At 64.3% G+C, this 21,920-nt stretch carries 21 protein-coding genes and 1 riboswitch; of the genes, 11 read left to right on the top strand and 10 right to left on the bottom strand.

Features of this window, described 5'->3' with window-relative positions:
* Positions 1-783, top strand: coding sequence for a succinate dehydrogenase iron-sulfur subunit (locus GUV69_RS08810; protein ID WP_164201553.1), 783 nt, complete (start codon positions 1-3; stop codon positions 781-783).
* Positions 784-889: 106 nt separating this feature from the next.
* Entirely contained in the window at positions 890-1,669 is a 780-nt protein-coding gene (locus GUV69_RS08815; protein ID WP_164201555.1) for an alpha/beta hydrolase family protein, read from the top strand.
* Here GUV69_RS08815 and GUV69_RS08820 read toward each other — a convergent pair.
* The 10 genes from GUV69_RS08820 to glyA form a co-directional block, all read right to left on the bottom strand.
* The gene (locus GUV69_RS08820; RefSeq protein WP_164201557.1) at positions 1,617-2,678 is read right to left on the bottom strand and encodes a YihY/virulence factor BrkB family protein; all 1,062 of its coding nucleotides are present in this window, start codon (positions 2,676-2,678) and stop codon (positions 1,617-1,619) included. The genes GUV69_RS08815 and GUV69_RS08820 overlap by 53 nt on opposite strands.
* A 37-nt stretch (positions 2,679-2,715) precedes the next feature.
* Complete coding sequence (locus GUV69_RS08825; RefSeq protein ID WP_164201559.1) at positions 2,716-3,327, bottom strand: 2'-5' RNA ligase family protein; 612 nt, start codon at positions 3,325-3,327, stop codon at positions 2,716-2,718.
* 4 nt (positions 3,328-3,331) lie between these two features.
* Positions 3,332-4,372: a tryptophan--tRNA ligase gene (trpS, locus tag GUV69_RS08830; RefSeq protein WP_164201560.1), complete on the bottom strand. Its 1,041-nt coding sequence runs from the start codon at positions 4,370-4,372 to the stop codon at positions 3,332-3,334.
* 18 nt (positions 4,373-4,390) lie between these two features.
* The gene (locus GUV69_RS08835) at positions 4,391-5,224 is read right to left on the bottom strand and encodes an exodeoxyribonuclease III (protein WP_164201562.1); all 834 of its coding nucleotides are present in this window, start codon (positions 5,222-5,224) and stop codon (positions 4,391-4,393) included.
* A gap of 10 nt (positions 5,225-5,234) precedes the next feature.
* Positions 5,235-5,798 (bottom strand): hypothetical protein, encoded by a 564-nt coding sequence (locus tag GUV69_RS08840; protein ID WP_164201564.1) that lies wholly within the window; start codon positions 5,796-5,798, stop codon positions 5,235-5,237.
* A 140-nt stretch (positions 5,799-5,938) separates the two neighbouring features.
* Complete coding sequence (locus GUV69_RS08845) at positions 5,939-6,805, bottom strand: ABC transporter permease (RefSeq protein ID WP_164206358.1); 867 nt, start codon at positions 6,803-6,805, stop codon at positions 5,939-5,941.
* 2 nt (positions 6,806-6,807) lie between these two features.
* Positions 6,808-7,668, bottom strand: a complete 861-nt coding sequence (locus GUV69_RS08850) for an ABC transporter permease (protein WP_164201566.1) — start codon at positions 7,666-7,668, stop codon at positions 6,808-6,810.
* Positions 7,661-8,620, bottom strand: coding sequence for an ABC transporter ATP-binding protein (locus GUV69_RS08855; protein WP_164201568.1), 960 nt, complete (start codon positions 8,618-8,620; stop codon positions 7,661-7,663). The genes GUV69_RS08850 and GUV69_RS08855 overlap by 8 nt, the downstream gene beginning before the upstream one ends.
* A 150-nt stretch (positions 8,621-8,770) precedes the next feature.
* Positions 8,771-9,688 (bottom strand): bifunctional methylenetetrahydrofolate dehydrogenase/methenyltetrahydrofolate cyclohydrolase, encoded by a 918-nt coding sequence (locus GUV69_RS08860; protein WP_164201570.1) that lies wholly within the window; start codon positions 9,686-9,688, stop codon positions 8,771-8,773.
* Positions 9,689-9,692: 4 nt separating this feature from the next.
* Positions 9,693-10,991, bottom strand: coding sequence for a serine hydroxymethyltransferase (gene glyA, locus GUV69_RS08865; RefSeq protein WP_164201572.1), 1,299 nt, complete (start codon positions 10,989-10,991; stop codon positions 9,693-9,695).
* Between the two features lie 145 nt (positions 10,992-11,136).
* Positions 11,137-11,223: riboswitch (ZMP/ZTP riboswitch) on the bottom strand.
* A 42-nt stretch (positions 11,224-11,265) separates the two neighbouring features.
* Between glyA and purU the strand changes: the two genes are divergently transcribed.
* The 9 genes from purU (at position 11,266) to GUV69_RS08910 (ending at position 21,779) form a co-directional block, all read left to right on the top strand.
* The gene (gene purU, locus GUV69_RS08870) at positions 11,266-12,126 is read left to right on the top strand and encodes a formyltetrahydrofolate deformylase (RefSeq protein ID WP_164201574.1); all 861 of its coding nucleotides are present in this window, start codon (positions 11,266-11,268) and stop codon (positions 12,124-12,126) included.
* A gap of 125 nt (positions 12,127-12,251) precedes the next feature.
* Positions 12,252-12,770, top strand: a complete 519-nt coding sequence (locus GUV69_RS08875) for a gamma carbonic anhydrase family protein (protein ID WP_164201576.1) — start codon at positions 12,252-12,254, stop codon at positions 12,768-12,770.
* A 96-nt stretch (positions 12,771-12,866) separates the two neighbouring features.
* The gene (locus GUV69_RS08880; protein WP_164201578.1) at positions 12,867-14,057 is read left to right on the top strand and encodes an ROK family transcriptional regulator; all 1,191 of its coding nucleotides are present in this window, start codon (positions 12,867-12,869) and stop codon (positions 14,055-14,057) included.
* 133 nt (positions 14,058-14,190) lie between these two features.
* Complete coding sequence (gene mmsA, locus GUV69_RS08885; RefSeq protein WP_164201580.1) at positions 14,191-15,780, top strand: multiple monosaccharide ABC transporter ATP-binding protein; 1,590 nt, start codon at positions 14,191-14,193, stop codon at positions 15,778-15,780.
* Positions 15,781-15,798: 18 nt separating this feature from the next.
* Positions 15,799-17,088 carry a multiple monosaccharide ABC transporter permease gene (gene mmsB / locus GUV69_RS08890; protein WP_164201582.1) on the top strand — a complete coding sequence of 430 codons (1,290 nt, stop codon included), beginning with the start codon at positions 15,799-15,801 and terminating at the stop codon, positions 17,086-17,088.
* A gap of 54 nt (positions 17,089-17,142) precedes the next feature.
* A complete protein-coding gene (locus tag GUV69_RS08895; protein ID WP_164201584.1) occupies positions 17,143-18,237 on the top strand; it encodes a substrate-binding domain-containing protein in 1,095 nt (364 codons plus the stop codon).
* 251 nt (positions 18,238-18,488) lie between these two features.
* Positions 18,489-19,982: an ABC transporter permease gene (locus GUV69_RS08900; protein ID WP_164201586.1), complete on the top strand. Its 1,494-nt coding sequence runs from the start codon at positions 18,489-18,491 to the stop codon at positions 19,980-19,982.
* A gap of 2 nt (positions 19,983-19,984) precedes the next feature.
* On the top strand, positions 19,985-20,674 hold the full coding sequence (locus GUV69_RS08905; protein WP_164201588.1) for an ABC transporter ATP-binding protein: 690 nt from the start codon (positions 19,985-19,987) through the stop codon (positions 20,672-20,674).
* A gap of 34 nt (positions 20,675-20,708) precedes the next feature.
* Positions 20,709-21,779, top strand: coding sequence for a Gfo/Idh/MocA family protein (locus tag GUV69_RS08910; protein WP_164201590.1), 1,071 nt, complete (start codon positions 20,709-20,711; stop codon positions 21,777-21,779).
* Positions 21,780-21,920: the final 141 nt, after the last annotated feature.

Raw genomic sequence — 21,920 nt, forward strand, 5'->3', positions numbered from 1 at the left:
ATGTCCGCCGAACTTGCTGAGCCAGCCTCAAAGATCGAACTGCCCGCACACGTCGGAGGCGGCGGGGAGATCCCCACATTCGACGTCACCCTGCGCGTGCGCCGCTACAACCCTGAGGTGTCCGAGGACGCCACCTGGGATGACTTCAAGGTGACCATGTACGGCACCGACCGTGTGCTGGACGCCCTGCACAAGGTCAAGTGGGAAATCGACGGCAGCGTTTCCTTCCGCCGCTCCTGCGCCCACGGTGTCTGCGGCTCCGATGCCATGCGCATCAACGGCCGCAACCGCCTTGCCTGCAAAACCCTGCTGAAGGACCTGGACACGTCCAAGCCCATCACCGTTGAGCCCATCAAGGGCCTGCCGGTGGAGAAGGACCTGATTGTGGACATGGAGCCGTTCTTCCAGTCCTTCCGCGAGGTCATGCCGTTCCTGATCAACAAGGGCCACGAGCCCACCAAGGAACGCCTGCAGTCCGCCGAGGACCGTGAGCGCTTTGACGACACCACCAAGTGCATCCTGTGCGCCGCGTGCACGTCTTCCTGCCCCGTGTTCTGGACCGATGGCCAGTACTTCGGCCCGGCCGCGATCGTCAACGCCCACCGCTTCATCTTCGATTCCCGTGATGATGCCGGCGACATGCGCCTGGAAATCCTGAATGACAAGGAAGGCGTGTGGCGCTGCCGCACCACCTTCAACTGCTCCGAAGCATGCCCCCGCGGCATCCAGGTGACCCAGGCCATCGCCGAGGTCAAGCAGGCAATCCTCTCCCGCAAGATCTAGCACCACCGGAACCACAAGAAGTACGACGACGGCGCCTCTCACCTTCCAGGTGGGGGCGCCGCCGTGGTTTCACGGCAACCTACCGGCACCAAACGAAAAGGTCCCCATGTCCCGCTCCGAAAAAGTCAGCTTCGAAGGATCCACCGGCGAATTGCTCTCCGGCATCATCGACGTTCCGGAAGGGCCGGTGCGCGGCTGGGGTGTGTTCTCACACGGCTTCACGCTGGGCAAGGACAGTCCCTCGGCCTCGCGGATGTGCAAAGCCCTGGCAGACACCGGGATCGGCATGCTGCGCTTCGACAACCTGGGGCTGGGTGAATCTGCCGGGCACTGGTCCGAGGGCTCGTTCAGCCACAAGGTGGCGGACACGGTGAAAGCCGCCGAGTACATGCGTTCCCAGGGCAAGGCGATCTCCCTGCTGGTGGGCCATTCCTTCGGCGGTGCCGCAGTGCTTTCGGCCGCGCGGCAGATCCCCGAGCTCGACGCCGTCGCAACGGTGGGTGCCCCGTTCTCCCCCAAGCATGTGGCCCACGTGTTCGACGCAGCGCTGGACAAGATCCTCAGCGAAGGCAGTGCCGAAGTGGACCTCGGCGGGAAGCGCGTGGAGATCAGGAAGCACTTTGTCGAGGACCTGGAGCACGCGGACCTCACAGACTGCATCCGCCAGCTGCACAAGCCGCTGATGGTGATGCACTCCCCCACCGACAACACGGTGGGGATCGAGAATGCCAGCACCATCTTCCAGACGGCCCGGCACCCGAGGAACTTCGTGTCCCTCGAAGGCAGCGACCACCTGCTGACCGGCAAGGGTCAGGCAGCGCGCGCCGCCCGCATCATTTCTGCCTGGGCCGACCAGTACCTCGACGCCGCACAGTCCCCGCAGTAGCCACCGCGGCGCCGTTGTGGTGCTCCACAGGCGTTTTACCCGGCTGGATGTGCCGGGCACCCCACAGCCCCTTCTCGTGTCCGGCAGGGGCGCTCTTGAGGTCCCCGTCGCGGACGGCTGACCAGGCGGCCGCGACCAGGTAGACCTGGCTGACCAGGTTGAACCAGATCAGGAGCCCGATGATGATGGCGAAAGGCGCCAGGATAGGGTTCCTGCCCGCGCCGGCCAGCAGTTCGGTGCTGAACACCTGCAGGATGGTGGTGCCCACGGCGGCCAGGACGGTCCCCTCCAGCAGGGCCCGCCGCGACAGTTTCAGCCCGCCGGCCAGGCGGAACATCACAACGGCGGTGACCCAGCTCAGGACCAGCGGCACACCGATCTTGATCAGCGTGGTCAGCGGACCGGCCACCGCAGGGTCCAGCCGGAGGAAATCGCTGACCCAGCCGGCGGCCGTGCCGAACACCAGGGACGCTCCGGCGCTGATCACCAGGGCGACGCCCAGGAGCAGCAGCGTGCCGACGTCGCGCAGCTTCAGCAGGATGATGTTGATCTTCAGCGGCGGCAGTTCCACCACGCCGCGGAGGCCGTCGCGGAGCCCGGCGATCCAGCCCAGGGACGTGACCACCGTGACCGCGGCAGCAATCACCGCTGCCCAACCGAGGCCGTCCGGGTTCAGCAGGTCCTTGGGATCCACCAGGCCCGTTCCGCCGTCAACCTTCAGCAGGCCGGGCGCGCTTTGCGCCACGCTGCTGATGATGGTGTCCAGCAGGGCAGGCTGGCCGCGGAGCACCAGGCCGGCAATGGAGAAGCCCGTGGCCAGGAGGCCCGTGATGGAGAAAAACATGTTGAAGCCGATGCCGGCGCTCATGAGCGGGCCATGCTGGAGCGTGTAGTGCTGCAAGGCGCGCATCGGCCGGAAAGCGTTAAGCCGGGCGATCAGCCACTGGAGCATCGCCAGCAGACCGGCCACCGGGCCGCCGTCGGACCTTCTGGCTTTGCCCCACTCCATCCGTTTCTGAATGACGGCGAGCTTCAGGCGGGCTTGCTCAGTGGGGAGCGGTGGCTCCGTTTGCGTCGGCGTCCGCTGCTGTTTTGGTGCCACCGGTCCCGCCGTCGTCGTCAGTTTCGGTCCCAAAGTCCAACTCTTCCCGTAGCTGCCAAATGCCATCGGCGTCGTGCTCGTAGAGTCCCATGCTAACCACAGGGAAGGTGGCCCGGTAACTTTCAAGCACCGTTTCGGCCTCGTCGAGGCTCTCGGGGGCAACATCATGGGCAATGGTGACGTGCGGGTGGTAAGAAAACGGCAGCTCCCGCTCGAGGGGTCCGGTCTGCAGTTTCCGGTGCAGGTCAACGCACGCGTCGAAGCCCTCTTCAACGTTGATGTACACCACCGGGGAGACCGGCCGGAACGTGCCTGTACCGGAGATGGTCACCATAAACGGGGACTGGCTGCGCGCTACCTTACGGACGTGTTCGCGGGTGGCTTCCCAGTCGTCCGTCAGGGTGGTGGTGACAAGGGTGATGTGGGCCGGTACCACCCCGGCCATCGGATCCCCGAACGAGGCACGCCAACGCTGCAGTTCCTTCGCGATGGCAGGCGGGAACCCCAGAATGACGCCTACGCTCATTCCTTCGCTGGCAGTGCTGGCGGCAGGCATTGGTCTAGCGGACTCCGGCCAGGCTCAGCGACGGCAGGAAACCCATCCGTTCGTAGACCTGGCTGAGGGTCACGGAAGCGATTTCGCGGGCACGCTCTGCACCCTTGGCCAGGAGCCGGTCCAGCTCGGCGGGGTCCGCCATCAGCTCGTTGGTGCGGTTCCGAAGCGGCGTAATGAACTCCACCATCACCTCGGCGAGGTCAACCTTCAGGTGGCCGTACATCTTGCCCTGGTACTCGGCTTCAAGGTCCGCTATGGACTTGCCCGTGAGGGACGAGTAGATGGTCAGCAGGTTGGAGACGCCCGGCTTTTCCTCGAGGTCAAAACGGATCTCGGTGCCGGTGTCGGTGACTGCTGACTTGATCCGCTTGGCCGCGAGCTTTGGGTCTTCCAGCAGCTGGATGGACCCGTTGGCCGACTCCCCCGTTTTCGACATCTTGGCGGTGGGGTTCTGCAGATCGTAAATCTTGGCGCTGGCCTTGAGGATGGTGGCCTCGGGCACGGTGAAGGTCTCGCCGAAGCGCGTGTTGAAGCGCTGGGCCAGGTTCCGGGTCAGTTCCAGGTGCTGGCGCTGGTCCTCCCCCACCGGCACCAGGTCAGTCTGGTACAGGAGGATATCGGCGGCCATCAGGGTGGGGTACGCGAACAGTCCCAGCGTGGCGGCGTCGGCGCCGGCCTTCTGGGATTTGTCCTTGAACTGGGTCATGCGGGAAGCTTCGCCGAAGCCCGTGATGCAGTTCAGCGCCCACGCCAGCTGCGCATGTTCCGGGACGTGGGACTGGACGAAGAAGATGCTCTTGTCCGGGTCGATGCCGGCGGCAATGTACTGGGCCGCCACCACGCGGGTACGGTTGCTGAGCTCTGCAGGATCGAAGTCCACGGTGATGGCGTGGAGATCGGGGATGAAAAACACGGCGTCGTAGGCGGATTGCATGTCCACCCAGTTGCGGACCGCGCCGATGTAGTTGCCCAGGTGCAGGGAGTCGGCCGTGGGCTTGGCGCCGGAGAGGATCCGCTTGCGGCCGTGTGAGGTTGAGCTGGTCATTCGTTGGAACCTTAGGATCTAGAGCCGGTAGTCCACTACCAGCGGGGCATGGTCAGAGAAGCGTGTGTCCCACGAGGGCGCCCGGTCCACGACTGCCGAGAAGGCGGCAGCGGCGAGGTCCGGGGTTGCCAGGTGGTAATCAATGCGCCAACCGGTGTCGTTGTCGAACGCCTGGCCACGCTGTGACCACCAGGTGTAGGGGCCGTCGACGTCGCCCGCCAGGCCCCGGTGGACATCTTTCCAGCCGATGTCCTCACCGAAGAAGCGGTCAAAGTAGGCGCGTTCTTCGGGCAGGAAGCCGGCCTTCTTGACGTTGCCCTTCCAGTTCTTGATGTCACGCTCGGTGTGGCCGACGTTGAGGTCGCCCACCACCAGTGCGTGGTCGCTGTGTTTGGTGAGTTCCGGCAGGCGGGTGCTCATGGCGTCCAGGAACCGGTACTTGTCCACCTGTTTGGGGGTTCCGACGTCGCCGGAGTGCACGTAAGCGCTGGCAACGGTCAGGTGCACGGGGTTGCCGCCGGCGTCGGTCAGTCTGAAATCTGCTTCCACCCACCGGCCGGCCGTGGCGAAGTAATCGTCGCCGATGCCGTGACGGGTGACCAGCGGCTCGTCGCGGGACGCTATGGCGACGCCGGCGCGGCCTTTCGCTTCGGCTTCGGCGTGCAGGATGTGCCAGCCATCACCAAGCAGCTGCCGGACGATCGCGTCAGGTGCACGGACTTCCTGGAGGCAGAGAATATCTACTTCGCGCGGCTCCAGCCAGGCCGCCATCCCGTTCCTGTAGGCAGCCCGGAGGCCGTTGACGTTGACTGATGCGATGCGAAGGTAATCCTTCTCCAATGCCGAACTCACCCGCACCACTCTAGTCGATGATGGTTCCGCTGACCGGGTCCCCGGTGCCGCCTGCGGAGCGGATCATGTCCCGGGCGTTGGTGGCGGTGATCTCGATGGTCTCCAGCGCGCGGCGGATGGTGTCCTGGTCCGCAGCCTCGCCCTTGGCCCGTTCCTCCTCCACTACCCGGATCTGCACCTGCACGATCTTGAAGGAGTGGTCCAGCTTGAGGTCCCGGACTTCGTCCGCCTCGCTCCGTTCCGTGACCAGCCGGGTGCCGCCATGGTCGGCCGAGGACGACGACGGCGCGCGGCCGGCTGCGCTGTTGAAGGCGTTCTGGGCTTCCGTGAGCTTGGCACCGGCTTTCTTGGCTGCCTTCTGGATGCTGAACACCACAAAGGCCGCCAGCGCGAGCCAGAAGGCGGCGATGACCGCAACAATCCAGCCCACGACGTCGTTCTGGTTGGCGGCGAAGATCACGGCAACCAGGAAGGCGATGATGAAGACCATCATCCCCGGGCCGCTGATCCGCAGCATGGAGAAGCCGCCCTTGGACCGGCCGGACGGAGACTGTGGGTTACCCAGAGATTGCATGGGTTCATTGTCTCAAACCCGGCAGGGCCCTTTTGCACCTTCCACCCCCGGCGAACACCTCCCTCTCCCCCAACTAAGTAGCGCTAACTGACGTTTTGACGCCTCAGAACGACAGATAGCGCTACTTAGTTGGGGTGGGGCTATTTCAGGAAGAGCTTCCGCAGGCGCATGGTTGTCAGCAGCATGCCCAGGGCCGTCATCACCAGGTAGTACCCGACGTGGATAACTGTGGCCGGCGTAAACACACCCACGCTGATCTGGCGCAGCAGCTCCACCCCGTGCCAGAGGGGCATGGCCTGGATCAGCCATTGGATGTACTGCGGGTAGACGCTGAGCGGATAGAACGTGGCGCTGAACAGGAACATGGGCAGCATAAAGAAATTGATCCAGTCCATCTGCTGGAAGGTCTTCAGGAAGCTTGTGATTGCCATCCCCATGCTGGCGAAGCCGAAGGCGATGAGCACCGACGCAGGAATCATCAGAAGGGCCCATGGCGTGGTGATCAGGCCCATCAGTCCCATCACCGCCGTGAACCCGGTGGCGTAAAGCAGGCCGCGCAGGAGCGCGAGGAAGATCTCGCCGAATGCCACGTCCAGCGGACCCAGGGACGTGTACAGCATGCCCTGGTACAGCTTGGCGAAGTTCATCTTGAAGAAGACGTTCCACGTGGAGTCGTAAACAGCCCCGTTCATGGCGGAAACGGCCAGCAGCGCAGGCGCGATGTAGGCGGCGTAGCTGATCTCCGTCCCGTCAGGCCCCTGCACCGCTCCGACGATGGAGCCGAGGCCCACACCCATGGCGATCAGGAACAGGACCGGCTCAAAGAAGCCGGAGAGCATCACCAGCCAGTTGCTTCTCCACGTGGCCATCAGCCCCCGGGAGATGACGGCTTTGGCGTTGCGGGAATACAGCGGGCCGAACGTCCTGTTCCGCGCTTCCTCCGTGACAGTGGGGCCGGGGCCGGGACCGCCAGGGCCGGCGATACCGGGGCCTTGACCGGTAGCCATGCTCACTGCCCCATCCTCCGGATGAACTGCCGTTTGGTGAGGATCCAGCCGGTGGCCGCGAGTGCCACCAGCACCACGATGTGCACGAGCGTAAGGACCGGCGGTTCCTGGTATCCGTAACTGACCACCCGCCCCAGTTCAGTGCCGTGCCAGATGGGCGAAATCCAGCCGATCCAGCGGACCGCCAGGGGCAGCGTGTCCAGCGGGAAAAATGTTCCGGAGAAGAGGAAGAGCGGCATCACGATGAACCGCATGACCAGCGCGAACTGGCCCTGGTCATCCTTGATCGAGGCAGAATACGCCATCAGCGGCAAACCGAAGGCCAGCCCCGCGAGAGTGGCCACCGCGATGCCCGCCCAGCCCCAGCCGGACGGCGAGGCGCCGAACAGTGCAACTGCCCCAAAGTAGATGGCGGACTGCAGGAACAGGCGCAGCGCCACAGCCATGATCTGCCCGGCGGCAATCTGCTGCGGGGTCAGCGGGGAAGCGTGCGGTCCGTAGTAGATCCGGCGCCATTTGAAACCGTCCATGACCGGAAAGGTGAACTCGTTGGCGGCGGTCATGACCGCCGCCGAAACCAGGAGTGCCGGCGCGATGAAGGCCAGATAGCTGACCCCGCCGAAGGCTCCCGCGTCCCCGGAGTCCACCAGCGTGGCCAGTCCCACGCCCATCGCGAACAGGTAGGCCACCGGCTGGCCCACGCTGTACATCAGGATGGACCAGCCATAGCCCTTCATCACGCGGAGGACCTGTTCGGCATAGTAGAAGGCGCCCCAACGGCGCGCCCTGGCCGCCGAAACATCCGGGGAATGCGCTCGGACGCCGGCGGTACCAGGGGCGTCCGTGGCCGCCTTCTCAGTCAACGAGGCTCCGGCCGGTCAGACGCAGGAACACGTCCTCCAACGAGGACCGGCGCACCAACGAGGTCACCGGCCGCAGGCCGCGGGAGGAGACCTGCTCAAGGGCCGCCTCGCCGTCGGACGCGTAAATCAGCACCCGGTCCGGGAGCGCCTCAAGGCGCTCCCCGATCCCCTGGAGCTCCGGCCCGATCGTGGAGTTGCGTTCGGAGCCGAAGCGCAGCTCCAGCACTTCCCTGGTGGAGTGCTCGCGGATCAGCTGCGCCGGCGATCCCTCGGCCATGATCCTGCCCTTGTCCACCACGATCAGCCTGTCGCACAGCTGCTCGGCCTCATCCATGTAATGCGTGGTCAGGATCAGGGTGACGCCCTGTTCCTTGAGCCGGAAGAGGCGGTCCCACAGGATATGCCGTGCCTGCGGGTCCAGCCCGGTGGTGGGCTCGTCCAGGAGCAGGATCTGCGGTTCATTGATCAGCGAACGGGCGATGGTCAGCCGCCGCTTCATACCGCCGGACAGCGTGTCCACCTTGGACTTCGCCTTGTCCGTGAGCTGGGCGAATTCGAGCAGCTCGTCAGCCTTCGGCTTCAGGTAGCTCATCGGCAGTCCGAAGTAGCGGCCATAGACGAGGAGGTTGTCCCGGACGCGAAGCTCCTCGTCCAGGTTGTCCTGCTGGGGCACAACCCCCAGGTGCGCCCGGACTTCCGGGCCGTGGCTGTCAGGGTCCAGGCCCATGATGCTGAGTTTCCCGGACGTGCGCTGGGTGACCGCGCCGATCATTTTCATGGTGGTGGATTTGCCCGCCCCGTTCGGGCCGAGCAGGCCGAAGGACTCCCCCGCGGGAACGCTGAACGAAATCCCGTCGACGGCGGCGACATCGCCATAGGTCTTCCGCAAGTCCTCCGCGGCGATGACCGTTCCCTGCCGGGCGCGAAGGCCGTCTGAAGAGGTGGAGGACATGATGGCTTTGTTGTGCACCCTCCGCACACTAGTGGAGCGCCCCTGAATGTGAAAGGGGACTCGCACATGGTCCTTAACGCCCGACGGCGGCCCGCACCTTCCGTCAAGAAGGTACGGGCCGCCGTCGGACGTTATTCGCGCGCGGTGCCGCTAGGCGGTTTCCGCGCCGTTCTTCTGTGCCACGTGGCGTTCCGCGGCTTCGACCACGTTGGTCATCAGCAGCGCCACGGTCATGGGGCCGACGCCGCCGGGGTTAGGCGAAATCCAGCCGGCCACGTCCGCTGCGGCAGGCTCGATATCCCCGTGGACCTTGCTCTTGCCCGTCTCGGCATCGGTTTCACGGGTGACACCGACGTCCAGCAGCGCGGCACCGGGTTTGACGTCGGCGGCCTTGACGATGTGCTTGGCACCCGCCGCGCCGACAATGACGTCGGCCTGCCGCAGCAGCTCCGAGAGGTTCTCGGTGCCGGTATGCGTCAGCGTCACGGTGGCGTTCACGGACCGGCGCGTGAGCAGCAACCCGATGGTGCGGCCGACGGTGACACCGCGGCCCACCACCACTACGTGCTTGCCCGCAAGGCTGTAGCCGTTGCGCTCCAGGAGCTCAATGACGCCGCGCGGCGTGCAAGGCAGCGGCGAGGTGATTTCACCGCTGACGTTGAGCACCAGCCGGCCCAGGTTGGTCGGATGCAGGCCGTCGGCGTCCTTGTCGGGGTCGATCCGCTCCAGGATGGCGTCGGTGTCCAAATGCTTGGGCAACGGCAACTGCACGATGTACCCGTGGCAGGCAGGGTCCGCATTGAGTTCGTCAATGAGGGCTTCGACCTGCTCCTGGGTGGCATCCGCCGGCAGCTCACGCTGGATCGAGTTCATCCCGATCGCCGCTGACTGTTTGTGCTTCATGGACACGTAGAGCTGCGAGGCCGGGTCCGCGCCCACGAGGACGGTGGCAATGCCGGGGACAACGCCTTTGGCCTTCAGGGCCGCGACACGCTCAACGAGCTCAGACTTGATGCTTGCTGCGGCTGCCTTGCCGTCAAGAATCTTGGCAGTTTGGGTCTTGGTCATGGGATCACCACTGCTCGTGCTGCGGGTACAGCGGGAAGTCGGCGGCGAGCTTGTCAACGCGGGACTGCAGGGCCTCTACATCGGTGGCGGAACCTGCCTTCAGTGCGGTGGCGATGATCTCGGCCACCTCGGTGAATTCGGCAGCACCGAAACCGCGCGTGGCCAGGGCGGGGGTACCGATCCGGAGGCCTGAGGTGACCATCGGCGGCCGGGGGTCGAACGGGACGGCGTTGCGGTTCACGGTAATGCCCACCGAGTGCAGGAGGTCTTCGGCCTGCTGACCGTCAAGCTGGGAGTTGCGCAGGTCCACCAGGACCAGGTGGACGTCGGTGCCGCCGGTCAGGACGGAGACGCCTGCTTCGGCGACGTCAGCCTGGTTGAGCCGGTCGGCGATGATCCTGGCGCCTTCCAGGACACGCTCCTGGCGCTCCTTGAACTCCTGGGTGCCGGCAATCTTGAACGCCACGGCCTTGGCGGCAATGACGTGCATCAGCGGACCGCCCTGCTGGCCCGGGAACACGTTGGAGTTGAGCTTCTTGGCCCACTCCTGCTTGGCCAGGATCACACCGGACCGCGGACCGGCGAGTGTCTTATGCACTGTGGAGGTCACGACGTCGGAGTACGGCACCGGGCTCGGGTGCAGGCCGGCTGCAACCAGGCCGGCGAAGTGTGCCATGTCAGTCCAGAGGAGCGCGCCCACTTCATCGGCGATGGAGCGGAAGGCGGCGAAGTCCAGCTGGCGGGGGTAGGCGGACCAGCCGGCGATGATGACCTGGGGCTTCTCGGCGATGGCCTGCTCGCGCAGTTTGTCCATGTCCACCCGGAAGGTGTCCTGCTCCACCTGGTAGGCAGCCACGTTGTAGAGCTTGCCGGAGAAGTTGAGCTTCATGCCGTGGGTCAGGTGGCCGCCGTGGGCCAGGGACAGGCCCAGGATCTTATCGCCGGGGGTGATCATGGCGGACAGTGCGGCGGCGTTGGCCTGCGCACCGGAGTGCGGCTGGACGTTGGCGTACTCGGCGCCGAACAGGGCCTTGACGCGGTCGATGGCGAGCTGCTCCGCGACGTCAACGTATTCGCAGCCGCCGTAGTAGCGGCGGCCGGGGTAACCCTCGGCGTACTTGTTCGTGAGGACGGAACCCTGGGCTTCCATCACGGCGCGCGGGGCGAAGTTTTCGGAGGCGATCATTTCCAGGGTGCCGCGCTGGCGGCCAAGTTCCTGCTCGAGGACTGCGGCGATTTCGGGATCAAGCTCTGCCAGCGGCTGGTTGCTGACTGCGGCTGTTGTGGTGGCGGTAGTAGTCACGAAAAACTCCTGGCTGGGGATACGGGCACTGCTAAGGTCAGGCTACCGGCTTGCGCACGCCTCCGTCCCAAAATGACAGAGTGTAAAAGTGCACAGAATGGTGCTGTTTTCCCGCAGGGTTGCAGCATGTGTCCGGCAAGACATGACCCTCGGCCCAGGCGTACGATCCGTGGTCTTCGTGATTGCCGCTCCCTGGTGGTTAAGCCACCCAACGCCAGTTGCGACGTCCCCAGACTACCAAAAACCGCCGCGCCACGCGGGTAGGCTGGTAAGCGTGAGTGAAGAGCAGCTGAACAAAACGTATGTAGTAACCCTGTCCTGCCCGGACCGCCCCGGAATTGTCCATGCCGTGGCCGGTGCCCTGCTCGTGGCCGGCTGTAACATTCTGGACTCGCAGCAGTACGGCAGCCCGGCTACGGGCAACTTCTTTATGCGCGTTGAAGCCACGACGGCGGCCTCCCGGGCCGAGCTCAACGCCGCCCTTGAGCCGGTGGCTGACGCGTTCGGCATGCAGTGGAGCCTGAACCCCGTGGGCCAGAAGGTGCGGACCCTGCTGATGGCGAGCACGTCCGCGCACTGCCTCAACGACATCCTCTTCCAGCAGCGCTCGGGCACCCTTCCGATCGAGATTCCCGCCATTGTCTCCAACCACCGGGACCTGGCAGGCCTGGCCGGGTTCTATGGCATCCCGTTCCACTACATCCCCATAACGCCGGACACCAAGGTTGAGGCCGAGGACAAGCTGCGCGCCCTCATGGCCGAGCACGATATTGAACTGACGGTACTCGCGCGGTACATGCAGATCATTTCCGATGACCTCTGCGCCGAGCTGACCGGCAAGGCCATCAATATTCATCACTCGTTCCTGCCGTCCTTCAAGGGTGCCAAGCCGTACCACCAGGCCCACGCCCGCGGAGTGAAGCTGATCGGCGCCACGGCGCACTACGTCACGGCGGCGCTGGACGAGGGACCCATCATCGAACAGGAAGTCATCCGCGTGGACCACGCCCGGACCCCTGAACAGTTTGTGCAGATGGGCCGCGACGTCGAGGGGCGCACTTTGGTGCAGGCAGTCCAGTGGCACGCCGAACACCGGGTCCTGCTGGACGGCAACCGGACCGTCGTCTTCAACTAGCGGGTTCCTGTTGCTCCGGAGGACTCCTCCCATAAGTAGGTAGCAGTAAGTGTCGTTTTGGCAGCTCAAAACGACACTTACTGCTACCTACTTGGTCAGGGGGCTGATGTCCTAGGCTTGGCGCTATGGCTCCTCTTCATACGTTCGCCGGCCACGCCCCGGCCGTCCACGAAACCGCATTCATCGCCCCCACCGCATCCATCATTGGCAATGCGGCCCTCGCCCGGGATTCCAGCGCCTTCTACGGCGTGTCCGTGCGCGCGGACACTGCGGCCATCATCGTGGGCCCGGGCAGCAACCTGCAGGACAACGTGGTGCTGCACGCGGATCCCGGATTCCCCTGCACCGTGGGCGCCGGAGTCAGCGTGGGGCACGCCGCCGTCGTGCATGGCTGCACCGTTGAGGACGACTGCCTGATCGGCATGGGCGCCACGGTGCTGAACGGCGCGGTGATCGGCGCCGGTTCACTCGTGGCGGCGGGCGCCGTGGTCCTGGAAGGGACCATTGTGCCGCCACGTTCACTGGTGGCGGGCGTACCGGCCAAAGTCCGGCGGGCACTTACCGACGAAGAGTTCGACGGCGTGAAGCAAAACGCCGCGCGCTACGTGGAGCTTGCCCGCGCGCACCGCGACCTGCACGCGTAGCCCGCACGCCCTTCTTCTCTCACCGGGCGACGGTTAAGCCACCAAGTTGCGTTAACTTCTTGACTGCAACCATCTATGTAAGGCAATCTTCTTTTCATGTCCGCTACACCGCGCCCGACGAAGAGCAGGCCAAAAAATCCGGGCTCGCAGTCTGCCCTCAGACAACTGAACCAGCAGCGGATCATCGAGACCCTCATGAGCGGCCCGTCCACTCAGGCCGAGCTTGCCCGCCAGACCGGACTGTCCACCGCCACGGTCTCCAACATCGTCAAAATCATGCAGGACAACGGCCTGGCGTCCACCGAGCCGACTACCAGCTCCGGACGCCGGGCGCTGAACGTCCGGCTCAACAGCAACGGCGCAGTGGCTGTCGGAATCGACTTTGGCAGGCGGCACCTTCGCGTCGTTCTGGCATCGCTCAGCTACCACGTGATCGCCGAAGAATCAGTGCTGCTCCCGCTGGGCCACCAGTCCGATGAGGGCATCAGGGCCGCCGTTGTGCTGCTGGACAAGCTCATTGCGGAAAGCGGTATAGACCGCAGCGCCCTGGTGGGTGCCGGCGTCGGAATTCCCGGCCCCATCGACCGCCGGACCGGTACCGTTGCCCAAGGTGCCATCCTCCCCGAGTGGGTAGGCATCAACATCCTCCAGCACCTGGAGGAAAGACTTGAAATGCCCGTATTCATTGACAATGACGCCAATTTGGGTGCCTGGTCGGAGGTCACGTGGGGACCCCACACAGGAGTCGCCAACCTGATGTTCCTGAAAATCGGATCCGGCATCGGCGCCGGCCTGATCCTCAACGGCGCACCGTACTATGGCACCGTCGGCATTACCGGCGAAATCGGTCACGCCACCATCCATGAGCAGGGCCTGGTATGCCGGTGCGGCAACCGCGGGTGCCTGGAAACCATAGCTTCCACGACCACCATGATCGAGCTGCTGAGCCGCGGGGAAGACCCGCCGCTCAGCCCTGCGGACATCGTCCGGAAAGCCCTGGCCCGGGACTCCGCAACACTGCGGGTGGTGGACGACGCCGGTCAGGCCGTGGGCCGTGCTTTGGGCAACGTGGCCAACCTCATCAACCCCGAAGTGATTGTGGTGGGCGGCCCGCTTGCCAGGCTGGGCAACCTGCTGCTCGATCCCATCAGGCGCGGCCTGATCCGGCACGCCGTACCGGTGGTGGGCGAGACCACCACCCTGACAATGTCCTCCCTCGGGGACCGCGCTGAAGCCCTCGGGGCAGCCGCCCTGGTTTTCCAGCATGCAGGGATCCGGCGCACGTAGATCATTTCGTTATCCGCCAATTGCGTTCAAGACTTGACGACAACCGGTGTGATCAAGTTTACTTTTTCATCAGACGACCCCTGCGCTTTGCGGGGAGCGGACAAAGAAGTCAGCATTGGAGGCGTAAGGGCACATGACGTCCGAAACCACGCAAACTGACGCCCCGGTTATCCTGGAGATGCGCTCCATCACCAAGGAATTTCCCGGCGTTAAAGCACTTTCCGAAGTAAGCCTCCTGGTCAAGGCCGGTGAAATCCACGCCATCTGCGGTGAGAACGGCGCCGGCAAGTCCACACTGATGAAGGTGCTCTCGGGGGTCTACCCCTACGGCACCTACGACGGCGACATCGTCTATCAGAACGAGGTCCAGCAGTTCAAGGACATCCGCGCCAGCGAGGCTGCCGGTATCGTAATCATCCACCAGGAGCTGGCCCTGATCCCGGAGCTCTCCATCATGGAGAACATCTTCCTGGGCAACGAACCCACCAAACACGGCGTCATCAACTGGGGCGAGGCCCGCCTGAGGTCCACCGAACTGCTGGCGAGGGTGGGGCTCCGCGAGGATCCGGACACCCCCATCAAGGAAATCGGCGTCGGCAAGCAGCAGCTTGTGGAAATCGCCAAAGCCCTGAACAAGTCGGTGAAGCTGCTGATTCTGGACGAGCCCACCGCCGCCCTGAACGAATCCGACTCCCAGCACCTGCTGGATTTGATGCTCGGGCTGAAGGGCAAGGGCATCACCTCGATCATCATTTCCCACAAACTCAATGAGATCGAGCAGATCGCAGACGAGATCACCATCATCCGCGACGGAAAATCCGTGGAAACGCTCAACATCGTCAAAGACGGTGTGGACGAGGACCGCATCATCAAAGGGATGGTTGGCCGCTCGCTCGAGTCCCGCTTCCCCGAGCACGTCCCGGAGATTGGCGACGTGCTCTTCGAAGTCCGGAACTGGACGGTCGGGCACCCCCAGGTGGCAGACCGGCTGGTGTGCAAGAACTCGAGCTTCACAGTCCGGCGCGGTGAGATTGTCGGCTTCGCCGGGCTGATGGGTGCCGGCCGGACGGAACTGGCCCGCTCACTGTTTGGGCGCTCATACGGGAACTTTATTTCCGGCCAGGTGTTCAAGAACGGCAAGGAAATCCACATCCGGAACGTCCCCCAGGCCATCAAAGCCGGGTTGGCGTACGTCACCGAAGACCGCAAGAGCCTGGGCCTGAACCTCCTGGACGACATCAAGACCACTACAGTCTCGGCCAACCTCAAGGCCATCACCAAGGGCCTCGTGGTGGACAAACGCAAGGAATTCACGGTGGCCGAGGGGTACCGCAAGAGTCTGCGCACCAAGGCACCCTCCGTGAACGAAGGCGTGGCGAAGCTCTCCGGCGGAAACCAGCAGAAAGTTGTCCTGGCCAAATGGATGTTCACGGACCCTGACCTCCTGATCCTGGACGAACCCACCCGTGGGATCGACGTCGGCGCAAAGTACGAGATCTACGGCATCATCCAGCAGCTGGCCCAGCAAGGAAAGGGAGTCATCGTGATCTCCTCCGAACTGCCCGAGCTGCTCGGACTGTCGGACCGGATTTACACCATCTTCGAAGGTGCCATTACGGGCGTGTTGGACAAAGAACACGCCAGCCAGGAAAGCCTGATGCGCCTCATGACTTCAGCCAACCGCAACGGCACCACTGCCGCCCCCACTGCACAAACCGCATAAGCCCGAGGACGGAACACTATGAATGCACTCAAAAGGATATTCGGCGGTGACACCCGCCAGTTCGGCATGATCATTGCCCTCGTGGCGCTTGTGCTGTTCTTCCAGCTCTTCACCGGCGGCAAAGTCCTGACGCCGACCAACATGATCAACCTGTTCAACGGCAACTCCTACATCCTGGTCCTGGCCATTGGCATGGTGCTGGTGATAATCGCCGGCCATATCGACCTTTCGGTGGGCTCTGTTGCGGCAGCCGTAGGCATTGTGGTGGCAATCGCCATGCGGGACTGGGGGATCCCCTGGTACCTGGGCATTGTCCTGGGTCTTGTTCTTGGCGCCGTCATTGGCGCCTGGCAGGGATTCTGGGTTGCCTACGTGGGAATTCCCGCCTTTATCGTCACCCTGGCCGGCATGCTGCTGTTCCGTGGAGCCAACCAGTTTGTGGGCAAGTCCCTCACCGTTCCCGTGCCGGACGAGTTCCGTGCCATGGGCGCAGGCTTCCTGCCGGAGATCGGCGATTTCGCCCGCTACAACGCCCCCACTGTCATCCTTGGCTTCCTGCTAATCGCGTTTGTGGTGTTCTCCGAGTTCCGCAACCGCCGCATCGAGGCACGCACAGGGGCTGCCCTGGATCCGATCTGGGTGCCAATCACCCGGCTCGTGCTGCTGGCAGGCGCCGTTCTCTATGTCACCTGGCTCTTCTCCACCGGGCGTTACGGAACGTCGTTCCCCGTCTCGGGCCTGATCCTGGTGGGACTGGTGGCGATCTACGTCTTCATCACCACCAAGACCGTCCTTGGCCGCCACGTCTACGCCGTGGGTGGCAACCGGCATGCCGCAGAACTCTCTGGTGTGCAGTCCAAGAAGGTCAACTTCCTGGTCATGATGAATATGTCCATCCTTGCGGCGCTGGCCGGCATGATGTTCGTTGCCCGGTCCACCAGCTCCGGCCCGGCCGACGGCGTCGGCTGGGAGCTTGACGCCATTGCTGCCGTCTTCATCGGTGGCGCGGCCGTCAGCGGCGGCGTCGGCACCGTCATCGGTTCCATTGTGGGTGGCCTCGTGATGGCCGTCCTCAACAACGGCCTCCAGCTGCTCAGCGTTGGCGCTGACATGCAGTCGATCATCAAGGGCCTGGTCCTCCTGATCGCGGTGGCCATCGACGTCTACAACAAGAGCCAGGGACGCCGGTCCCTCATCGGGATGATGATGAACGGCTTCCGTTCCAACCAGCCGCCCACCGCGGAAAAAGAAATCACCAAAACCTCCGAGATCATCACACCGTCAGAACCTGCCGGAACCTCCAAGTAGACCGCGACGGCGGCCGGCTCCCCGGCTGCCTAGGACCCAGAAAGAGAAAATCACATGCGAAAAATCGCAAAGACCCTGACCGTCCTCGCGGCCGTCGCAACGCTGTCCCTGACAGGGTGCGGCAGGTCCGACGTCGACGCTGAAGCCGCCAAGGCGGGCACGGCCCTGTCGGGCTTCCCGCAGGACTCCGTAATCGGCGTCGCCCTCCCCAAGAAAACCAGCGAAAACTGGACACTGGCAGAGAAACTGTTCAACGATGGCCTTACCGAGGCTGGATTCAAGGCAAACGTGCAGTTCGCCAACAACGGTGTGTCAGAGCAGCAGAACCAGATTTCCACAATGATCACTTCCGGCGCGAAAGTCATCGTGGTGGGCGCGGTGGACGGCGCCCAGCTGGGCACGCAGCTTCAGCAGGCCAAAGACGCCGGCGCGGTCATCATCGCGTACGACCGCATGTTGACCAATACCAAGGCCATTGACTACTACGTCGCCTATGACAACTTCAAGGTCGGCGAACTGCAGGGTCAGGCACTGCTCGAAGGAATGCAGGCAAAGAAGGCGGGTCCGTACAACGTCGAGCTCTTCGCCGGTTCGCCGGACGACGCCAACTCGAAGGTGTTCTTTGACGGTGCAATGAGCGTCCTGCAGCCGAAGATCGACGACGGCACACTGAAGGTGGTTTCAGGCCAGGCTGACTTCCAGAGGGCAGTAACGCAGGACTGGAAGCCGGAAAACGCCCAGCGCCGCATGGACGCACTGCTCTCCGGCAGCTACGCCTCCTCGGAGCTGGACGGCGTCCTGTCTCCGAACGACACCTTGGCCCGGGCCGTCATCACGTCCATCAAGAGCGCCGGCAAGTCTGTCCCCGTCGTGACCGGGCAGGACTCCGAGGTGGAATCCGTGAAGTCCATCATGGCCGGTGAGCAGTACTCCACCATCAACAAGGACACCCGCAAGATCGTTGAACACACCATCACTATGGTCAAGGACCTCCAGCAGGGCCTTGCTTTGGAGATCAACGACAACCGCAACTACAAGAACGAGTTCAAGCGGGTTCCGGCGTACCTGTTGCCGCCGGCCATCGTCACCGCGGCCAACGTGAAGACGGCCTACGTGGACGATCCGGTCCTCGGCCCGATCACCAAGTAAGTAACCGCACTACCGGGCCCCGGCCCGCCGGCGACGGCGGACCGGGGCTTTGTGCTGCCCCCCGGACGCTCTCTCACTTAATGCGGGTTTTCCGGCGACGCTCTCTCACTTAATGTGCAAATTTTCCAAACGCTCCTGCACTCCCCCGATTCACAGCCCACGCATAGGAATGCCACCGCCGGTGCACAGCAGTGCTCAGCACTGTTGGGAGCAGCGGCCCGCATCAGGCAGGTCATGTCCCGAGGAGTACAGTGAGCGTTCTTGCCAGAAGTGTCGGCAACGCCTTCAGAAACAAAGTCCGAACAGCTGCGGTGGTGGCAGTCCTGGCCGTCGCAATCGGGCTGGCACTGGCCATGCTGGTGGCCAACCAGGCTGTCGGAGCGAAAGTCCAGGAGCTTAATACGTCCGTCGGCACAGTCCTGACCGTCAACCCCGCGGGCGGACAGGGCTTCGAGGGCGGCGGCGAACCGCTGACCGGCGAGCAGGCAGCAACCGCGGCCGCGGTACCCAACGTGAGCTCCGTCGTCGGGACCACGTCCCTCCGGCTCCGTAACGCTGCTGAAGCTGCCGCGCAGGCGGCCGCACAGGCAGCGGCCGGGACGGCGTCAGGCACCCAGACCGGCCCCGGCGCCGGGCCAGGCGGAGGGCAGGGCGGCCCCGGCGGCGCATCCGCCGCAACCCTGACCACCAGCCTTACGGCGGCGATCGATGCCGGCACACTGGGCGGCCGGAACCAGGCTGCGAACGGGACCACCACCACGCAGCAGGCCCGCTCGCTTCCCATCACTGCCACAGGTACGGGCGGCGAAGTGGACAGCACCGGCAAAGCCCTGACCATCACGGAAGGCACAGGGCTGGGCGACTATGCTGCCGAGTCAGCCAGTGCCCTCGTTGGCACCACGCTGGCGGAGAAGAACAGCCTCACCGTCGGATCAACCTTCACCATCAATGACCGGACGTTCACTGTGGCGGGCCTGTTTGACGCGGGAACCACATTCGGCAACAACGCCCTCTACGTCACCTTGCCCACCGCGCAGACCCTCGCTGAACTGCCCGGCGAACTGTCCTCGATGATCGTCACCGTCAACAGCCTGGACAATGTTGAGTCGACCAAGACCGCCCTCCAGTCCGCGCTAGGAACGGAAACCGCCGACGTCACCCAGGGCCAGAACCTTGAATCGGCCGTCAGCTCCCTCGGCAGCGTCAAGAACATCTCGTTCATCGCCTTCGTGGCCGCCCTCGGCACCGCCGGCCTGATCATCCTGCTGATCATGGTCATGCTGGTCCGCGAGCGCCGCCGCGAGATCGGAGTCCTGAAAGCGATCGGAGCCCGCAACCGCACCATCGGTCTGCAGTTCGTGCTGGAGGCGCTCGTCCTCGTGGCGCTTGGCAGCGCGGTGGGTGCCGCCGTCGCGTCCTTTGCGAGCGGAGGCATCGCATCCGCACTGATCAGCACCAATACGGGCACGACGACGGCGGCAACCGCCACCGGGCGCGCGGCCGGGATGGCCGGGGGTGCCGGAATGCCGGCCGGCGGCGCGGGCATGCCCCAGGGCGGAGGCTTCCCCGGCGGAAACCCCCTCGGCGGGGCGTCGCAGCTGCTGACCTCCGTCACGGCCAGCGCCTCCCCCGGTGTCATCGCAGCCGGCATCGCCGCGGTGTTTGGCGTGGCGATCATCGGCGCCCTGGTCCCGGCGCTGCTCACGGCACGCATCCGTCCCATCGAAGTCCTGCGAGGAGAATAACCATGATTGAAGTCAAGAACCTGGTCCGCACATTCAACTCAGGTGACCGCACCATAAAACCTGTCAACGACGTCAGTTTCGTCCTCGAGCAGGGCACCCTCACGTCCATCGTTGGCAAGAGCGGCAGCGGCAAGAGCACCCTGTTGTCCCTCCTGGGGGCGCTGGACAAACCCACCAGCGGAGACGTCGTCGTCAACGGCGTGAGCCTGGCGGGAATGCCCGACAGCAAGCTGACCGAATACCGGCGCCGCGACATCGGCTTTGTCTTCCAGCAGTTCAACCTGATCCCCAATCTGTCTGCAGTGGACAACGTGATGCTGCCCATGGAGTTGGCCGGCGTGCGCAAGTCTGTGCGGACGGCGCGGGCGAAGGACCTGCTGGAACAGGTCCAGCTCGACCCGGACAAGCAGGTGCGGCGCATCAACCGGCTCTCGGGCGGCGAGCAACAGCGGGTGGCCATTGCCCGGGCACTGGCCAACGAGCCGAAGCTGATCCTGGCCGACGAGCCCACCGGCAACCTGGACGAGCAGACAGGTGACCACATCATCGAACTGCTCAGCGCGCTCAGCCGTGACCACAACACCACCATTCTGGTGGTGACACACGACCGGGCCCTCGCCAACAAGACGGACCGGCGGTTCAGGCTGCAGCAGGGCAGGCTGACCGAGGAAACGGTCCGGGCCATGGTCTGACACTTACGCCGGACCGGGTGAGAGGATGGGCACCATGAGCGCGCCAATTGCCACGCCGTGGTTGTCCAGCCAGCCCGACAAGGACCCGCGGTCCGCCACCGGAAAGCCGTTGCGCTGGGGCGTCATCGCCACCGGCGGGATAGCCCGTTCGGTCTCCCGGGACCTGGCGCTGCTTGCGGACGCCGAGCCGTACGCCGTCAGCTCCCGCGGACGGGACACCGCGGAAAGCTTCGCCGCAGCCTACGGTTTTGAACGGTCGTACTGGGACTACGACGGCGTCTCCGGCTACGAGCGGCTCCTTGCCGATGACGCGGTTGATGTGGTCTACGTTGCCACTCCGCACGCCCAGCACCACCGGATCGTGCTCGCGGCGTTGAACGCCGGGAAGCATGTTTTGTGTGAAAAGGCGTTCACCATCAATGCACGGGAAGCCAGTGAGATTGTGTCCGTGGCGCGTGAACGGGGGCTCTTCCTGATGGAGGCCGTCTGGAGCAGGTTCCTGCCCGGGATCCAGCGGGCCTTCGAGGTCGCCGCGTCCGGCGAACTCGGCGATGTGCATTGGGTGACGGCTGACCTGGGCTTTCCCGCCCCCTACTCCCCCACGTCCCGGCTGTGGGCCCGCCAGGACGGCGGCGGCGCCCTCCTGGATATCTCGGTCTACCCGTTGCTATGGGCCGTGGGGACGTTGGGATTCCCCCAAACGGTCAGCGCTACGGGCTTCATCAACGACGACGGCGTGGACGCCCAGAACGCGTTGACGCTCGGCTACAACCATGGCGCCCAGGCCCAGCTGACCTCGTCACTGCTGGCATTTGGTCCCCGGACCGCCACGGTGGCGGGGAGCAAGGGCTACCTGCAGAGCATCGGATCCATCAACAACCCGCGTGAACTGGTGATTGGCATCGGACTCGAGGAGCCGCGTAAGGAAGCGTTCGACGTGGTGGGGCTGGGCTACACCTACGAGCTCCGCGAGGTGACACGCTGCATCCAGCAGGGCGTCACCGAGAGCCCCGTCATGCCGTTGGAGGACTCCATTAAGACCATGCGCCTTTTTGACGGAGTTCGCGCGCAGTTGGGCGTCAGCTACGCCAACGATGCGCATTGATGGTGCCGCCTGTAAACAGATTGACAGCGAGACGCGTGCTTGTTCCTTCGCCTGTGACTGATTAGTAAGTTTGCTGAAGTTATTTTTCAATTCCCTAGACTTGCTGGACGGAGCGGTCTTAGGCTGTAGACATCGTCGGTC

This window comes from [Micrococcus luteus] ATCC 49442, from assembly GCF_010367585.1.
Classification (GTDB): Bacteria; Actinomycetota; Actinomycetes; order Actinomycetales; family Micrococcaceae; genus Arthrobacter; species Arthrobacter luteus_A.

Bases quoted from the DNA above. Each gene is read 5' to 3' on its own strand.
- trpS (WP_164201560.1), bottom strand. From the start codon at position 4,372: ATGACCAGCTCAACCTCACACGGCCGCAAGCGGATCCTCTCCGGCGCC.
- GUV69_RS08815 (WP_164201555.1), top strand. From the start codon at position 890: ATGTCCCGCTCCGAAAAAGTCAGCTTCGAAGGATCCACCGGCGAATTG.
- GUV69_RS08905 (WP_164201588.1), top strand. From the start codon at position 19,985: ATGATTGAAGTCAAGAACCTGGTCCGCACATTCAACTCAGGTGACCGC.
- mmsB (WP_164201582.1), top strand. From the start codon at position 15,799: ATGAATGCACTCAAAAGGATATTCGGCGGTGACACCCGCCAGTTCGGC.
- GUV69_RS08895 (WP_164201584.1), top strand. From the start codon at position 17,143: ATGCGAAAAATCGCAAAGACCCTGACCGTCCTCGCGGCCGTCGCAACG.
- GUV69_RS08880 (WP_164201578.1), top strand. From the start codon at position 12,867: ATGTCCGCTACACCGCGCCCGACGAAGAGCAGGCCAAAAAATCCGGGC.
- GUV69_RS08825 (WP_164201559.1), bottom strand. From the start codon at position 3,327: ATGCCTGCCGCCAGCACTGCCAGCGAAGGAATGAGCGTAGGCGTCATT.
- GUV69_RS08820 (WP_164201557.1), bottom strand. From the start codon at position 2,678: ATGGAGTGGGGCAAAGCCAGAAGGTCCGACGGCGGCCCGGTGGCCGGT.
- GUV69_RS08910 (WP_164201590.1), top strand. From the start codon at position 20,709: ATGAGCGCGCCAATTGCCACGCCGTGGTTGTCCAGCCAGCCCGACAAG.
- GUV69_RS08860 (WP_164201570.1), bottom strand. From the start codon at position 9,688: ATGACCAAGACCCAAACTGCCAAGATTCTTGACGGCAAGGCAGCCGCA.
- GUV69_RS08855 (WP_164201568.1), bottom strand. From the start codon at position 8,620: ATGTCCTCCACCTCTTCAGACGGCCTTCGCGCCCGGCAGGGAACGGTC.
- GUV69_RS08810 (WP_164201553.1), top strand. From the start codon at position 1: ATGTCCGCCGAACTTGCTGAGCCAGCCTCAAAGATCGAACTGCCCGCA.
- GUV69_RS08840 (WP_164201564.1), bottom strand. From the start codon at position 5,798: ATGCAATCTCTGGGTAACCCACAGTCTCCGTCCGGCCGGTCCAAGGGC.
- mmsA (WP_164201580.1), top strand. From the start codon at position 14,191: ATGACGTCCGAAACCACGCAAACTGACGCCCCGGTTATCCTGGAGATG.
- GUV69_RS08845 (WP_164206358.1), bottom strand. From the start codon at position 6,805: ATGGCTACCGGTCAAGGCCCCGGTATCGCCGGCCCTGGCGGTCCCGGC.
- GUV69_RS08875 (WP_164201576.1), top strand. From the start codon at position 12,252: ATGGCTCCTCTTCATACGTTCGCCGGCCACGCCCCGGCCGTCCACGAA.